Origin of the sequence: Pseudomonas sp. Pf153, from assembly GCF_001269775.1 — a bacterium.
Classification (GTDB): Bacteria; Pseudomonadota; Gammaproteobacteria; order Pseudomonadales; family Pseudomonadaceae; genus Aquipseudomonas; species Aquipseudomonas uvaldensis.
Map to the genome: position 1 here is coordinate 1 of NZ_LHVL01000024.1, position 16,258 is coordinate 16,258.

General features: G+C 60.4%; 14 protein-coding genes. 3 read left to right on the top strand and 11 right to left on the bottom strand.

From position 1 onward, the window contains the following. Positions 1 to 302: 302 nt before the first annotated feature. On the bottom strand, positions 303 to 989 hold the full coding sequence (locus AD666_RS15210) for a Crp/Fnr family transcriptional regulator (protein WP_053153359.1): 687 nt from the start codon (positions 987 to 989) through the stop codon (positions 303 to 305). Positions 990 to 1,076: 87 nt separating this feature from the next. Between AD666_RS15210 and AD666_RS15215 the strand changes: the two genes are divergently transcribed. Further along, entirely contained in the window at positions 1,077 to 1,601 is a 525-nt protein-coding gene (locus AD666_RS15215; RefSeq protein ID WP_053153362.1) for a DUF962 domain-containing protein, read from the top strand. A gap of 67 nt (positions 1,602 to 1,668) precedes the next feature. Here AD666_RS15215 and AD666_RS15220 read toward each other — a convergent pair whose 3' ends face one another. From AD666_RS15220 to dibA, 9 genes are all read right to left on the bottom strand, one after another. Next, a complete protein-coding gene (locus AD666_RS15220; RefSeq protein WP_053153365.1) occupies positions 1,669 to 3,888 on the bottom strand; it encodes a GMC family oxidoreductase in 2,220 nt (739 codons plus the stop codon). Next, positions 3,885 to 4,403: a sorbitol dehydrogenase gene (locus AD666_RS15225; RefSeq protein ID WP_053153368.1), complete on the bottom strand. Its 519-nt coding sequence runs from the start codon at positions 4,401 to 4,403 to the stop codon at positions 3,885 to 3,887. The genes AD666_RS15220 and AD666_RS15225 overlap by 4 nt, the downstream gene beginning before the upstream one ends. Next, entirely contained in the window at positions 4,400 to 5,764 is a 1,365-nt protein-coding gene (locus AD666_RS15230; protein WP_053153371.1) for a hypothetical protein, read from the bottom strand. Before AD666_RS15230 ends, AD666_RS15225 begins: the two co-directional genes overlap by 4 nt. Positions 5,765 to 6,048: 284 nt before the next feature. Further along, positions 6,049 to 7,038 carry a sulfate/molybdate ABC transporter ATP-binding protein gene (locus AD666_RS15235; RefSeq protein WP_053153373.1) on the bottom strand — a complete coding sequence of 330 codons (990 nt, stop codon included), beginning with the start codon at positions 7,036 to 7,038 and terminating at the stop codon, positions 6,049 to 6,051. Positions 7,039 to 7,041: 3 nt separating this feature from the next. Beyond that, positions 7,042 to 7,911 (bottom strand): sulfate ABC transporter permease subunit CysW, encoded by an 870-nt coding sequence (cysW, locus tag AD666_RS15240; protein WP_053153376.1) that lies wholly within the window; start codon positions 7,909 to 7,911, stop codon positions 7,042 to 7,044. Positions 7,912 to 7,924: 13 nt separating this feature from the next. After that, the gene (gene cysT, locus AD666_RS15245) at positions 7,925 to 8,743 is read right to left on the bottom strand and encodes a sulfate ABC transporter permease subunit CysT (RefSeq protein WP_053153379.1); all 819 of its coding nucleotides are present in this window, start codon (positions 8,741 to 8,743) and stop codon (positions 7,925 to 7,927) included. Positions 8,744 to 8,956: 213 nt separating this feature from the next. Continuing rightward, the gene (locus tag AD666_RS15250; protein WP_053153382.1) at positions 8,957 to 9,970 is read right to left on the bottom strand and encodes a sulfate ABC transporter substrate-binding protein; all 1,014 of its coding nucleotides are present in this window, start codon (positions 9,968 to 9,970) and stop codon (positions 8,957 to 8,959) included. 165 nt (positions 9,971 to 10,135) lie between these two features. Then, positions 10,136 to 10,318 (bottom strand): sulfur starvation response protein OscA, encoded by a 183-nt coding sequence (gene oscA / locus AD666_RS15255; protein WP_042732574.1) that lies wholly within the window; start codon positions 10,316 to 10,318, stop codon positions 10,136 to 10,138. Positions 10,319 to 10,489: 171 nt separating this feature from the next. Beyond that, on the bottom strand, positions 10,490 to 12,397 hold the full coding sequence (gene dibA / locus AD666_RS15260) for a phosphodiesterase DibA (RefSeq protein ID WP_053153385.1): 1,908 nt from the start codon (positions 12,395 to 12,397) through the stop codon (positions 10,490 to 10,492). A 144-nt stretch (positions 12,398 to 12,541) separates the two neighbouring features. On the opposite strand from dibA, the gene desA reads away from it, so the two are divergent. Then, a complete protein-coding gene (gene desA / locus AD666_RS15265) occupies positions 12,542 to 13,726 on the top strand; it encodes a delta-9 fatty acid desaturase DesA (RefSeq protein ID WP_053153388.1) in 1,185 nt (394 codons plus the stop codon). Positions 13,727 to 13,937: 211 nt separating this feature from the next. Beyond that, on the top strand, positions 13,938 to 14,927 hold the full coding sequence (locus AD666_RS15270; RefSeq protein WP_053153390.1) for a sensor domain-containing diguanylate cyclase: 990 nt from the start codon (positions 13,938 to 13,940) through the stop codon (positions 14,925 to 14,927). A gap of 19 nt (positions 14,928 to 14,946) precedes the next feature. Here AD666_RS15270 and AD666_RS15275 read toward each other — a convergent pair whose 3' ends face one another. Next, entirely contained in the window at positions 14,947 to 16,164 is a 1,218-nt protein-coding gene (locus tag AD666_RS15275; protein WP_053153392.1) for an HDOD domain-containing protein, read from the bottom strand. Between the last annotated feature and the right edge of the window lie 94 nt (positions 16,165 to 16,258).

Consider the following 16,258-nt stretch of genomic DNA (forward strand, 5'->3'; position numbering starts at 1 on the left):
GATTTCGGCCTTAGCGACATCAATGCCAACAACCGTTTGCGAGGTAAGGATTGTCATAACAAATCCTCGGGGCTAGGGTTTAGGTGCTTGTCGGGGTCTACCTTTGCGCTGGCTTGCATCTATCGTCGATCTTGTCGATGAATTCCATATTGGCGCTTTGGGTAGAAGGGGCGGGACGAGAAGTCTCCCACGGTCCGTACTGGCTAGAGTCGGAATCGAGCTTTTAGTCCCGCCCACCCCTTCAAGTCTAAACATACAAGCGAGCCTGCTCGCGATGACGGCGGATCAGTCGATATAGCCCTTCAGGTGGCACTCAGCACCCGCAACCGCTCAATATCGAGGATCTCGATTTCACCGTAGCCAAGGTGAAGGATGCCCTGGCCTTGCAGGTCCTTGAGGATCTGGTTGGTGGTCTGGCGCGAGAGCGACAGCATCAGCGCCAGTTGTTCCTGGGGCAGTTGCAGGACCTGGCGGGTCGCTTCGATTTCGCCGTAGCCCTCGGCAATCATCAGCAAGCGGTGGGCGACGCGGGCCGGTGCGGGCATCAGGCTCAGTTGTTCGAGATTGATGAAGGTCAGGCGAAGTTTGTGGCTCATCAGCAAAGCCAGTTGCCGCCAATGGACCGGTTGTTCCTCCAGCAATGCCAGCAACGCCGCTTGAGGCAAATGCAGCAAGGTGCATTGACCTACCGCCACCGCATCGTGGGTACGCGGCTGGCCGTCGAACAGGCAGATCTCACCGAACCAGTGCGGCGCCTCGATCACGCTCAACAACGCTTCCTTGCCCTGTTCGTTGACCGCGCCGACCCGCACCGCGCCTTCCAGTACGGCGTACAGGCCGCACGGCGGATCACCGCGCTTAAAGAGTCGATGCCCCGGAGAAAGGCGACGCACCCGCGAGATCCCCAGCAGACTATCCTGTAACGGGACGGGCAAATGGCTGTACCAGTGACCGGTCATCAGGTGCGAGTGCCAGGGATGCGAATTCATGGAAACTCCGGGACAAGTGTCGGCTAGCTGACAGAGCGCCGCGTAGAACCTGGGCATCATGCAGGTATCACATCAGGAGGAACAACAATGAAAAGCCTCGTCGATCATCTCAGTCAATACGCCGCCTACCATCGCGACCCTCGCAACATCGCCACGCACTTCATTGGCATTCCGCTGATATTCGTCGCCGTTGCCGTGCTGCTGTCACGGCCGGGCTGGCCGTTGGGCGCGGTTCTGTTGTCGCCAGCCTTGCTGGTGGCGGCGGCCAGTGCCTGGTTCTACCTGCGCCTGGAGTTACGCCTGGGTGTGCTGATGACGGTGCTGTTGGGTCTGGCCGTATGGCTGGGGCAGGTATTGGCCACGCAAAGCACATCGGTGTGGCTCGGCAGCGGCCTGGGCCTGTTTGTGGTGGGTTGGATCATTCAGTTTGTCGGCCATTATTACGAAGGCCGCAAGCCGGCGTTCGTCGACGATCTGACAGGACTGATCGTCGGCCCCTTGTTCGTGGTGGTCGAAGCGGGATTTCTACTGGGACTGCGCAACGAGCTGAAGCAGGCTATCGAAGAACGCGCCGGGCCGGTGGCGATGCGCAACCAGCGTTCGGCGGTTTGAAAACAGCGCCATGTCATTAACGTGGTGAGGCCCGCTCCCACAAGAGCCGGGCCTCACCTCTCAAGCATTACAGCGCACCGAACTCGACCCGGATGGTCAGAGCGCCGGTGTTATCGCTCAAGCCAGCCCCGTGCTGCCCGGTCAAATCATCATTGATGCACAGTTGCAGTTCCCCTTGCTGGTTTCCTGGAACTTGCCCCAGATCACCCACCAGAAACGGCGTGCCACCATTGCCCACACGACCGATCAAGGCACCTTCGGCAGCCCCGGGCAAGGCATAGCTGCTGTAGTCGATGTGCCTCGAACCACCATTCCCATCGACATTCCCGCCTTGCGGACTGGCACACCAAAGTCCAGAGACGTAGCGAACCAGGCGTGGTACCAGCGCATTGACCTGCACGCCGGTGCCCTGCCAGCTTTTATTGGCCTGGACCGTCAGAGTCACCGCCTTCAGATCGTTGGCCACGGTGTCCCCGGCCTGGAACGACAAGGCGGCGATCGTCAGGCTCGGATTCGAGGTGCCGCTGCTGGGGAAAACCCCATCGCCCACCAGGAACAGGTTCTTGTGATCCCAACTGCGCTGGTCCTTGTCGACCACCGATGTGGCCGGGTCACTGCCCATGCGATAAGTGCCCATCAGGTGCCCGGCACCTTGGAAGCTCATAGGTTCGTTTCCGTAAGTGAACGTCCCTGGCGTAAGGGGTTTGGTCAGTTCCACGGCGCCGAGCAGGTCTTTGATAATGTGAGTGGCCAACCGTTTTGCCTCCAGGAACCCCTTCTGGGTGTACTTGGACAACTCATAGTGAATTTCCGGCCGGGGAATACCGAGCAGGTCCTTGTAGTCGGCCGATGGCACGATGTAACACTTGGCGTTATCGGGATCGTCTTCCACCTGCTCCACCAGGAACGCGATGCGGAACTGCCGGATGAAAATGTCGTTGAGTTTCTGCACCAGCGCTGTTCCATAAAGCGCCTCGGTAGGGGGTATGGGGTCCTGGTCCGACTTCACCGGGTTGACGCCGTTGTTGTTCGTACCGTCGATAAAATCGGCCACCGTGTCGTAGGGATCGTTGGCCGGCCAGTTCCAGCCCTCGTTGCCGATCTCAATACGCCACGCCGCGCGTTCGCTGCGAAAGGCACCGTCACGCAAGCTCTCGATGCCCGCGGTGGACAGGGGACCACGGTAGGGAAAAATCGCCTTGCCTTCAGGCATCAGCCCCCACGCCAGGTAGATCGGGTGGTCGGCCAGGTTGCGCCCCACCTGACCGCTGCTGTTGGCCACGCCCTTGGGCCAGGCGGGCGTGGCGGAGTTGAGCAATAGCTTGGGGGTTTCGATGGCATGGGCCGCGATGACATAACGTTGAGCAATGGCCTCGCCAAAGCCGGTGACCGGTCCATCACCCAATTGATACTGCTTGAATTCCACGCCGAAGATAGTGCCGTCCAACCCTACGTTCAACTTGGTGGCAACCGTCCTGTACAGCACCTTGACCTTGCCGGTGGCCAGGGCCTTGTTCAACGTCACGGTGGCGTCGTACTTGGCCTGGATCGGGCAGATCGGCGTACAGTTGGTGTTGCCGGCACATACGCGGCGCCCTGCATAGGGTTGGGAGTTGCGTCCGGCCGGCGTCGGGCTGACAACCAACGGCAAGCCGTCGAATACCTGCCCCGTCACCGCCGCGACAAAACTGCCATCGACCAAGGACAACGGAATGCTGTGCATGGGAAATTCGTAACCCTCGGGAAACGTCATGCCCAGGTAGGCCTGATCGGCAACGTTGGCCGAGACGCCGATCTCCGCTTCGGCCCGGCAATAGGCGCTCTGCAGGTCATCGTAGCCGATAGGCCAGTCCACCCCGACGTTGTACAGAGTCTTCAGGCGAAAATCGTTCGGCACCATGCGCAGGCAGGTCCCGACCCAGTGCCAGGTGGTTCCGCCGCCGACTCGCTCATAAGTGCTGGTGAAAGGCATCGGGCCCTTTTGTACCAGGTAACTGGTCTCCGGTTTGTCCCATCCCAGGATCAGGTCAGCGATGGTCGCACGCGGGGCGTTCTGGCCGGCCGGGTTGCGGGGCGGGTCCAGTGTAGTGACCGGTGGGTAGGGCGATTCCGGGGTTTTCAGCGTGGTGGTATAGAAGCGTTCCATGTATTGCGCCCGGTTGACCGGGATCTCCGGTCCCGACTCGAGCACCAGCACCTCCACCCCGGCCATGGCCAGTTGATAGGCAACGATACTGCCCGCCAGCCCGGCGCCAACGACCACCACTTCGGCTTGTTCAATAGTCATGACCGGTCTCCTTGCTGGGCTTTGAAAGACGTGTTGGCGGGTACGCCGGTCAAGTCCTCAAGGCTCGACGGCTGTTCATTCCAGTAACCGAAGAACGATTCGCTGTAACCCATGGGGTGGGCCTGAGCCACTTTCCAGGCCCAGCTGTAGATATAGGCCTGGTCGGATACCACCGCCGAGTCACCCTTTTTGTAATTCCCGGCGTCATAGGGTTGGTACCAGACACCCAGATACCACAGCTTCATGATCGAACGCGCCGCCAGCACGGAGTTGGGGGTCGGTTGCGTGGTGACCAGCACCTGCTGGGCGATCTTATCCGGGGATACGTTGTCGGCCGCCAACGTGGCGTACTGCGTCAGCAACGGGTTGAGCACATCGGTGGTGATGCGTGGGGTGACGTAATCGAGAAAAAGCGGCGGCAACCCCACCGGATCGAGCTGCGGCGCCAGGCGCTCGATGGGAATACCAGTCAGGGCTGACGACAGGCCGACGAAATTGTCCAGGTCAGTGCTCATTGTTTGGCTCCTTGTCCGGTAGTGGACTGCGCGCGTTCGAGCAAATAGGTGAAGTCCGCGAAGCTGGTACGCGGGGATTCGGTGACATGAGTAGCAGCGTTGCCGTGACAGGCCATGCAACTGGAAGATGCCTGGGGCGTGGTGCCCTGGATGTAGGTTTCCAGCGTGGCATTGGCCAGGAACGAAGGGGCGGGGTTGCCCAACGGGTTGGCGGCCGATATCTGGCAATCAGGCGGCGGTGCGGCGGTCGGCCATTGCGTGCTGATCAGTTGATAATTGGCCCAGACACTCTGCGGATTGACCGTGCGCAACAAGGCCTGGTAGCTGGCATTCAAGGTCTTGGTGGCATCGGTCAGCGGCACCTCGCGCACGATCTGCGAGGGCGTCGCCTTGACGGCCGGGTTCCACGGTCGTGGGGGTGGCTGGTTGATCGTGCTGTCGCTGCTGGCGTTGTAGAACAGGTAGGGGCCTTTGCGCTGCGCCACCGGCGTGGATTGTTCCGGCACGTTGTTCACATGCTCGAAGGTCGACCAGACCCACTGCGGCGCGCTGGCGGTCTTGTGAACGATGTGCAAGCCCACCAGACCCACCGACTGTGACGCACACGACTCCTCGACAATAGGCCCGTGACTCGGATCACTGTTACCCGGCGTATAGACCAGCGCGTCGACCGTGTGGAAATCCTGGGGACGGTCGTTGGCGCCCAGCACCTTCCAGGATGCCTTCACCATCACCGAACCGACCTGCTGGGTATCGGTGGATCCGCAGCTGAAGGCCACGGTGTTTTTCTGACTGGCGGCGAAGAATTTACGCTGGCCTTCGATGCTGTACAGGCCGTTGTCGACGATCCCGTTGAACATCGACTGGTTGACGACGATTTCGTTGCGCGTATAAACGCCGTTCTGATCCACCAGCGGGCCGCTCTCGAAGGGCTGGATAAATTCATCCAGTACGTCGGGGACCTTGCCCATCTGCTGTAACAGGCGGCCCGGCTTGAGCTGCTTGCACACTTCGGGAAGCGTCGCCGGCGCATCCCAGGGCAAGGGCGTCTGGCCCTTGGCGCGGAAAATCTGATAACTCTCTTTCCAGCTCTCCCAGACCGTGGCCCCGTCCTGTTGGCCGATAGTGGTACCGGTGTTGGGATTGCCATTGTCCAGCGCCGGCCAGTTCAGGGCGATGAAGGTCTGCCATGAAAGCGTGTCGAAATTGCCTTGCAGGCTGGCCAGCGAAATCGGTTGGGTGGCCGTGACATCGAAGGGTATCTGCGGTGATAACGCGGGGGCGGCACTGGCGGACGGGCACAGCAACACGCTCAACAAGGCACAGCCCAGCGGGCCATGCCGACTGACTTCCATTCTCATGCTTTCTCTCCTTGGCATCAGGGCGCCAGGAGAAAACACCGGTCCGTCATGGACTCTCACTTGCCTCCTGGCAAGTCAGAGTCTAGGTAGGGTTTGATTCAAGAAGAGACATGAAGGTAGAACCAATCGAAGCAAAGCCGGGCGGTATTATTCGGACTCAGAAAGCGGTGTCATGGAAGACGCCATCGCGAGCAGGCTCGCTCCCACAAGGGTTCAGTGTCGTTCACAAATCCGCTGATCGACGCTGCCACTGTGGGAGCGAGCCTGCTCGCGATGCTCTTGATTTAAAGGTTGGCGACCTTCTGCCAGACCTTCGGTTTGAAGAACAGCGTCTCGCCCTTCGCCAGGCCTACCAGGCTGTCGTGATCCTTCACCACTTCGGCTTCGATCAGTTCGCTCTGGCCTTCCACCTTCAGGGTCACCCGTGTCGTGGCGCCCAGCGGGCGGATATCGCGTACTTCAGCGGCGTGGTGGTCCTCCAGCGCCGAGCGCGACAGCGAGACTTCATGGGGACGGAACAGCACATGCCGATCTTCCCCCAGGTGCAGGCGGTTGGAGTCGCCCAGGAAGTGATACACGAAATCGCTGGCCGGATTTTCGTAGACATCGCCCGGCGAACCGATCTGCTCGATTACGCCCTTGTTCATCACCACGATCCGGTCGGCGACTTCCATGGCCTCTTCCTGGTCGTGGGTCACGAACACCGACGTCAGGTTGATGTCCTCGTGCAGCCGCGCCAGCCAGCGGCGCAGCTCCTTGCGGACCTTGGCATCGAGGGCGCCGAAAGGTTCGTCCAGCAACAGTACCTTTGGCTCCACCGCCAAAGCGCGGGCCAGGGCGATACGCTGGCGTTGGCCGCCGGAAAGCTGTTCGGGATAGCGGTCGGCGAGCCAGTCCAGTTGCACCATATTCAGTAGCTCATGGACCTTGGCCGCGATCTGGCTTTCGTTCGGGCGCTGGCCCTTCGGTTTCATCCGCAGACCGAAGGCGACGTTGTCGAACACCGTCATGTGGCGGAACAGAGCGTAGTGCTGGAACACGAAACCGACGTTGCGATCACGTACGTCGTGGCCGGACACATCCTCGCCATGGAACACGATGCTGCCCTGGTCCGGCGTCTCGAGGCCGGCAATGATCCGCAGCAACGTGGTCTTGCCGCAGCCCGACGGGCCCAGCAGCGCCACCAACTCGCCGCTCTGGATGTCCAGGCTGATGTCGTCGAGGGCCTTGAAGGCGTTGAAATTCTTACTGACGTTACGGACTTCGATCGACATGACTTATTCCTCCGCGGCGCTGGCGCGCAGGCGGTTGATTCGGTTTTCGCTCCACTGCTTGAGCAGCAGGATGAAGAGCGCCAGGATCAGCAACAGGCTCGCCACAGCGAACGCGGCCACGTGGTTGTATTCGTTGTAGAGGATCTCGACGTGCAGCGGCAGGGTGTTGGTCACCCCGCGAATGTGCCCGGACACCACCGACACCGCGCCGAACTCGCCCATGGCCCGTGCGGTACACAGCACCACGCCATAGATCAGGCCCCATTTGATGTTCGGCACGGTGACATGCCAGAACATCTGCCAGCCGTTGGCGCCCAGCAGGCGCGCGGCTTCTTCCTCCTGGGTGCCTTGTTCCTGCATCAAGGGAATCAGTTCGCGGGCCACGAACGGCACGGTGACGAAAATCGTCGCCAGCACAATGCCTGGCAATGCGAACACGATCTGGATGTCGTGGTCCGCCAGCCACGGGCCGAACAGGCCCTGGGCACCGAACATCAACACATAGACCAGGCCCGCAATCACCGGCGACACGGAGAACGGCAGGTCGATCAGCGTCACCAGCATACTTTTGCCGCGGAACGAGTATTTGCTCACGCACCAGGCGGCACTGACACCGAATACCAGGTTCAGCGGTACCGAGACCAACACCGCAATCACCGTGAGTTTGAGCGCCGACAGCGCATCGGGTTCGAGGATCGCCTCGAAGAAAGTCCCCAGGCCAGACTTCAGGCCCTGAGATACCACGATGAACAGCGGCAACAGCAAGAACAGCGCGAAGATCAACCAGCCGAGGCCGATCAGGATGCGCCGCGAAACCGCGCTGCCACGACGGGCGGCATTGGTGGAAGCGGCGGAAATAGACGATTGGGACATTTTTCGCGCCTCCTCAAGGGGTTTCGATGCGCCGCTGCAGCAAGTTGATCAGCAGCAACAGGACGAAGGACACCACCAGCATCAGCACGCCGATGGAAGTGGCGCCGGTGTAGTCGTATTGATCGAGCTTGACCATGATCAGCAACGGCAGGATTTCGGTTTTCATCGGCATGTTGCCGGCAATGAAAATCACCGAGCCGTACTCGCCCACGCCACGGGCGAACGCCAGGGCAAAACCGGTCAACCAGGCTGGCAACAACGCCGGCATCAGGATGTGGCGAAACACTTGCCAGGGCCTGGCGCCGAGACAGGCGGCAGCTTCCTCCACCTCACGGGGAATATCCGCCAGCACCGGCTGCACCGTGCGCACCACGAACGGCAACGTCACGAAGGTCAGCGCCAGGGTGATACCCAGCGGGGTGTAGGCGATCTTGAAGCCCAGGTAGGTAGCGAACTGGCCCACAAGACCGGTCGGCGCGTACAACGCGGTCAGGGCAATACCGGCCACGGCGGTGGGCAGGGCAAACGGCAGGTCGATCATCGCATCGATGACCTTGCGACCCGGGAAGGTGTAGCGCACCAGCACCCAGGCCAGCAGCGTGCCGATCACGCCATTGATCATCGCGGCGTACAGCGCGGTACCGAAACTGAGCTTCAGGGCAGCCAGCACCCGTGGCGCCGAAATGATCGCCCAGAACTGATCCCAGGTGAGTTGGGCGGCATGCACGAACATGGCCGCCAGCGGTATGAGCACAATCAGACTGAGGTACACCAGGGTGTAGCCCAGCGTCAGCCCGAAGCCGGGTATGACGGGGGAGATGCGACGCGACATAGAAGTCCTTGGTTGAGAACGCGCAAAAGTCCCAATAAATCGAGACCTGTTAAGCAAGTGTCAGCCCATCAGGTTTGCATACCTGTGGGAGCGGGCTTGCTCGCGAAAGCAGTGTGTCAGGCAATGCTGTTATTGACTGTATTACCGCTTTCGCGAGCAAGCCCGCTCCCACATGAATTGCGCTTGGCTGGCTATCAGTTGATCTTTTCCAGCTTACTGCGCCTGATAGATCTGGTCGAACACGCCGCCATCGTTGAAGAATTTCGGCTGAGCGGTTTTCCAGCCACCGAAGTCCTTGTCGATGGTCACCAGGTCCAGTTTCGGGAACTGGCGGGAATACTTGGCGGCCACGTCCTTGTCCCGTGGACGATAGAAGTTCTTCGCGGCAATTTCCTGTCCAGCCGGGCTGTACAGGTGCTTGAGGTACGCTTCGGCAATCTCGAGGTTGCCCTTTTTCTCGGCGTTCTTGTCCACCACGGCCACCGGCGGTTCGGCAAGGATCGACAACGACGGCACCACGATGTCGAACTTGTCGGCGCCGCCATCCTCTTTCAAGGCCAGGAAGGCTTCGTTTTCCCACGCCAGCAACACATCGCCCTGGCCGTTGTTCACAAAGGTAATGGTCGAGCCACGAGCGCCGGTGTCGAGGATCGGCACGTGTTTGAACAGCGCCTGCACGTATTCCTTGGCCTTGGCCTCATCCCCGCCGTTGGCCTTGAGGCCATAGGCCCAGGCCGCGAGGAAGTTCCAGCGAGCGCCGCCGGAGGTCTTCGGGTTCGGCGTGATGACCGATACGTCATCCTTGATCAGGTCGCCCCAGTCCTTGATGCCCTTGGGGTTGCCCTTGCGCACCAGGAAGACGATGGTGGAGGTATAGGGTGTGCTGGCCTCCGGCAGGCGTGTCTGCCAGTCCGCCGGCAGGGATTTGCCCAGCTTGGCTATTTCGTCGATATCGCCGGCCAGGGCCAGGGTCACCACATCGGCCCGCAGCCCATCGATCACCGCCCGGCCTTGCTTGCCCGAACCACCGTGGGATTGCTGGATTTTCACTGTGTCGTCCGGGTGAGCCTTCTTCCAGAAACTGGCGAATTCGGCGTTGTAATCCTGGTATAGCTCGCGGGTCGGGTCATAGGAAACGTTGAGCAGCTCGTAATCCTTGGCAACCGCGGAACCCGTGAAAACAGCACTGGCCAGTGCGGCCAAGGCATAACGACGAATCGACGACATGGTGAAAGCTCCTGGAATCTGGTTTTTTCTTTTGGCTTATAAATCGTGAAACCTGAACAAATCGAACCTGTGAGAGCACAGCCTGCTCGCGATGAAGGCGACACGTTTCCCCAAAAATCGAGGCGCCTGTTCGCGAGCACGCTGTGCTCCCACAACCAGGCTGTTTCAGCCCGGCTTATGACTCGGCTGCTGCAGACGGAATTTTTCCTTGCGCTCGATCTGAACCACTTGCGCGTTATGCACAGTGATCTCCACCGCGCCAAAGCGCAGATCGCGCAGCGCGCTCTGAATCTCGCGCAAAATGGTTGCTTCGTCCTGGCCGTCAACGCTACGTAGGGATGCGCTCATGGTGCTGCTCCTTGAATGAATGCCGGGCAGTGGGCGGCACTGCGCGTGGCGTGGAGCCATACTAGATAAGGCGGGATATTCTTAAAAATACTATTTAAGAATTTTTATATAACCGTTTTTACACATCCGTAAGAAACGAGCCTGCACGCTTGAGCCAGGCGGCTTGCATTCTCAGGCGATGGCTGGCGCATCGGCCCAATTCAGTTGCTGCACGGGCCCAGGCCGTCCGAACCAGTAGCCCTGCCCCAATCCACAACCCTGTTCCAGCAGAAAAGCCGCCTGCTCGCGCTGCTCGATGCCTTCGGCATGCACCTGCATGCCCATGCTGCGGGCCAGAGCAATGATGACCCGGACGATCGCCGCATCGTCCTCATCCCAAGGCAACCCGGCGACAAAACCCTGATCGATCTTGAGTTTCTGCACCGGCAAGCGCTTGAGCCGCAACAACGACGAATACCCGGTACCGAAATCGTCGATCGCCAGACGCACGCCCAACTCCCGCAGGCGATGCATCTGTTCCAGCGCCACCTCGGGGTCTTCCATCACCGCGCTTTCGGTCACCTCCAGTTCCAGAAGCGCCGGATCCAGCCTAGTGTCATGCAGCACCTTGGCGACCTGCTCATACAACTCGCGATGGGCAAACAAGCGACTGGAGACGTTCACCGCGACGAATGACAGCACAACGCCGTCTTCTCGCCACTGGCACATCTGCCGGCAGGCCTGGGCCATGACCCAGGCATCGATCTGGGCGATCAACCCGATGCGCTCGGCGACAGGGATGAACCCGGCCGGTGAAATCAGTCCTCGAACTGGATGTTCCCAACGCACCAACGCCTCGACGCCGATCAGGCGGCCGGACGCCAGGTCATGCACTGGCTGGTAGTGCACCCGCAACTCCTGCTGTTCGAGGGCACGACGCAGTTCGGTAGCGATTTCGACCCGTTGCTGGGCGTGGGCAGTGAGTTCTTCCGTGTACAGGGCGTAACCGTCACGCCCGGCGCTCTTGGCCTTGAACAGCGCCGAGTCGGCATTGCGCAGCAGTTGCCCGGCGTTGAGGGCATCACTGGGAAACAGACTGATGCCAATGCTGGCATTGATGAACAAGGCATGGCCATCGAGCCGCAGTGGCTCCCTCAAACCGTCGAGGATGCGCTGGGCCAGGACCGCCGCCTGGCCAGGCTGGGAGCAGTTTTCCACCAATACCGCGAATTCATCGCCCCCCAGGCGCGCCAGGGTTACGCCCGGCGCAAAAAGCCCACGAAAACGCTCGGCCACCCCTTTGAGCAATTCATCGCCAACAGTGTGCCCCAGGCTGTCATTGATGTTTTTGAAATGGTCCAGGTCCACCAGCAGCAGGGCACAGCCACGCTTGTGTTGTTGCGCCGAAGCCAGGGCCTGCTCCGCTCGGTCGGTGAACAGCACTCGGTTAGGCAGGCCGGTCAGTGGATCGTAATGGGCCAGGTGCGCCAGTTCGTGTTGCGAATCCTTGATCGCACTGATGTCGGAAAACACCGCGACGTATTGGCTGACCTGGCCACTCTCATCGGTAATGGTGCGGATGGTCTGCCATTGTGGGTAAATCTCGCCGCTTTTGCGCCGGTTCCAGATTTCGCCGCTCCATTCGCCCACGTTCGCCAGGGACGCAAACATATCCTGGTAGAAGTCCAGGCCATGGCGACCCGACTTGAACAAGCTGGGACGACGGCCCAGTACTTCGTCCCGGCCATAGCCGGTGATCGCCATGAAAGCCCGGTTCACATGTACGATCAGGCCGTTGCGATCCGTCACCAGCACGCCTTCGCGAGTGCAATCGAAGACAGCGGCCGCCTGGCGCAGACGTTCCCGATCGGAGGAAGGCAGGCCCGCCTCCATCGTTCGAGGCCTGCGTATCCACACCAGGAACATCGCACCGGCACTGATCAGGATCCAGGTATAACCGTTGATCAGTTGCCAGCGAAGCCTGTCGGCGGATTCATCGAAGAAACTGCTCAATAAATAACCAACCAACTGCAGCCAGACAACTGACAGCACGAGATAGAGCAGCGTGCCCCGCAAGGCAATACGGTGATAAGCAGTCATTGGTCGTCCATGTCCTTACAAAGAGGCCGGAATTATAAAGGAAGAAACATCCTGCCACTCTTATCTGAAAGGCCGACTGGTTTTATCCGTGGGGCTGGCGATAATGCAGCGGCTGTTTCTACTTTATCGAGGGCCCCATAGCCTATGTGGTACGAAGGTTTTCTTGGCTTGTCGCCCTGGTCGCTGGTGGCAGTCACCCTGCTGATGACCCACGTCACGATCATCAGCGTCACGATCTACCTGCACCGTTATTCGGCTCACCGCTCCCTGGAGCTCAACGCAGGTCTCAAACATTTCTTCCGCTTCTGGCTGTGGCTGACCACAGGGCAGAACACCCGCGAATGGACCGCTATCCACCGCAAACATCACGCCAAGTGCGAAACCGTCGACGATCCCCACAGCCCGGTCGTCAAGGGCCTGTCCACCGTGCTGCGCAAAGGCGCCGAGCTGTACCGCGCCGAAGCGGAGAACCCGGAAACCCTGCGCATCTACGGCAAGAACTGCCCGGAAGACTGGATCGAACGCAACCTCTACAGTCGCTTCCCGCTGCTGGGCGTGGCACTCATGGGCCTGATCGACCTGTTGCTGTTCGGTACCATCGGCATCACCATCTGGGCCATCCAGATGATGTGGATCCCGGTCTGGGCCGCCGGAGTGGTCAATGGCCTGGGCCACGCCGTGGGCTACCGAAATTTCGAGTGCCGTGACGCGGCGACCAATCTGGTGCCCTGGGGCATCCTGATCGGCGGCGAAGAGCTGCACAACAACCACCATACCTACCCCAATTCGGCCAAGCTGTCGGTACGCAAATGGGAGTTCGACCTCGGCTGGGCCTGGATACGGGTGTTCAGTTTCCTGCGTCTGGCCAAGGTCCAGCGGGTCGCGCCGATCGCCCATCGGGTCGAAGGCAAGGGGCACCTGGATATGGACACCGCCATGGCGATTCTCAACAACCGCTTTCAGATCATGGCTCAGTACCGCCGCCTGGTCATCGCGCCGTTGGTCAAACAGGAGCTGGAAAAGGTCGATCACTCTGTACGTCACCAGTTCCACCGGGCCAAACGCCTGCTGTCACGGGAAACCAGCCTGCTGGACGACCGTCATCACCTGCGCATCCAGAACATCCTGGAACACAGCCAGGCGCTGAAGGTGATCTACGAAAAACGCCTGGCCTTGCAACAGATCTGGGTCAAGACCAGCAGCAACGGTCACGAAATGCTCACGGCCATCAAGGAATGGGTACACGAGGCCGAGGCCAGTGGTATCCAGTCCCTGCGTGACTTCGCCGACCAGCTCAAAACCTACTCGCTGCGGCCCGCCACTGCCTGATAACAAACCCCGCCATCCGGCGGGGTTTTCCTTTGACCAGGGAGTAAAATCCCGTCGCCATCGGACTGGCTCGCCAAGTCCCCGCACTTCGTCGCCTGGGAAGGAACTTCGCCCGGAATCCCCTATCTCAAGAGCACTTCGCCATCCAGGCGGGCTTTGGAGTGAGCGCGTGCGAACCTACAACACTGCGCGCTCTTTGAGATATGTGCCGATGGTCGACAAGAACCTGCAGGATTCATCCCAACCTCATTGGCCCGAAGCGGCCCAGATGCTCATGGCGCTCATGCATGCCAAAGGCGAGGTAGCACGCTTGAGTGAGCGCGAGCAGCTGTTCAGCTCGTTGCTGGACAGCGTCAATGCAGTGCTTTGGGCGTTCAACTGGGAAACCCGGCAACTGCTGTATGTGAGCCCTGCCTATGAGCGGATCTTCGGCCGTCCCGCAGGCCTGGTCCTGGCTGATTTCAACGAATGGCGCGATGCAATCTACCCCGATGATCTCGACTACGCCGAACGTAGCCTGGCCGAAGTACTGGTCAAGGGGGCCGTGGAGGACCGTGAGTACCGCATCATTGCCGCCGATGGCCAGATTCGCTGGCTGAGCGACAAGTGCTTCATCAACCGCCAGGCTGACTCGGAACAACCCGTGATCGTGGTGGGCATCGCCGAAGACATTACCGAAAAGAAGTTGCTGGAAAGCGAACTGCAACGGCTGGCGACCACCGACGTACTGACTCAGAGCAGCAACCGCCGTCACTTCTTCGAGTGCGCCCACCGCGAATTCGAGCAGGCACGGCTACAAGGAACCCCCATAGCGTTCCTGTTGCTGGATATCGATGACTTCAAGGTGATCAACGATACGTACGGCCACCAGGAAGGCGATATCGTGCTGCAGAAAATCGCTGAGTGCGGGCGGACCGTGCTCCGGCGTGGCGACCTGTTCGGGCGCATCGGCGGCGAAGAGTTCGCGGCGGTATTCCCCGGTTGCCCTCCGGACATGGCGCTGCAAGTGGCTGAGCGTCTGCAACGGGAAATCCAACGCATGACCTTCCGCAACGCAGAGCAGGGCTTCGGGATTACCGTCAGCCAGGGTCTGACTGGCATCACCGCCGAAGATCAGTCCCTCGACAGCCTCTATTCCCGCGCCGACGCCGCCATGTATGAAGCCAAGCGCCAAGGCAAGAATCGCATCATCACCGCCTGAATAAAGGGGGGGCGATAGCTTACTTCCTGCGCAAGCGCGTCAATTCCGGCAGCCCGATCTTCAACAGCCGCGCCGTGCGACCTCGGGCCAACTCTTCGAGCCCTTCGTGTTCGGTCAGGCGGGCCATCTGCGCCGCCATGTTCATCACCAGAGCTTCCCGCGAATACACCCCGCCACCGAGGCTGTAGACTGCGGCAATCAACTCTCGCAGCTCCAGTGGCAGGCGCCAGCGAGTACGCAATGCCGAACCGAAACCTGCGCCATACTGGTGGAGAGAGTTTCCGACCTCCTCAGGTTCATCCAGCTCGCCACCCGCCTGTTTCCATTCTTCCAGGCATCGCAACACCGCCAGCTCGCCCAGGCGATGCAAGAGCCCAGCGCAGTAGCAGCGCTCCGGCTCCAGATCCAGCAACCGGGCCATCATTCGGGCATATTCGGCAGTGTGCAGCGATAACGTCCAATAACGCTCGGCATAGTCCGCCAGGCACGGAACGCTGAGCCGGGCGCAGCGTTTGAGGGTCAGGCCGAGAATCAGGTTCATGCTCTGCCCGGTGCCGAGCTGGTGCAGCGCCTGGGCCACGGTCTGGACCGGACCGCCACCTTGATGCTGAGCAGCGTTGTTGGCTGCGGCGATCAATACGGCGGTGATCTGCGGATCGGTGCGAATTTCTTCTTCCAGCAGTTTCAGGTCCAGGCCACTGGGGTTGAGACTGCGCTTGACCGCCACCTGAACATCGGTGAGCAGCGGCGCCCCCTCGGACAAGTCGCGCCGACGCTCAAGAAAGGCTGCCAAGGTCTGCGCCGGACCGGGAACCGGCGCATCATTGGAGGTTTCTTCAGCACCGCTCAACAGCAAGCCTCGCAAACGTTGGGCCAGGTTTTCCCGGTTCAAGGGCTTGGTCAGGTACGCCGTCGGCGCCAACGGCAATACCTCACGCACACTGGCAGCGTCGTTGCGTCGGCTCATCAGAATAAACGGCAGCACCGGCGTGCGGCGTTGGTGGCGAAGTCCACGCAGGAGGCTCAAGCCATCCACTCCCGGCAGCTCCCAGTCGGCGATGACCAGGTCGTAGGGGTTGTGCGCCAGCAGCTCAAGGGCTTGTTTGCCCTCCTCACAGGTGTCCACCCGCGCATCACAGCGCACCTGCGACAATACCTGCTCGAGCAGCTCCCGGGACGCCGGATCGGCCTCGGCAATCAGCACACGAGGTACAGCGGGTAAATCCACAGCAGTCATTGCAGTATCGCTCCCTTGCCATACATGCACCTTAGACAATGGCAGCCATTCCAGACAATCCAAAAAATCCGTACCGGCAGGCGGATATGAAAAA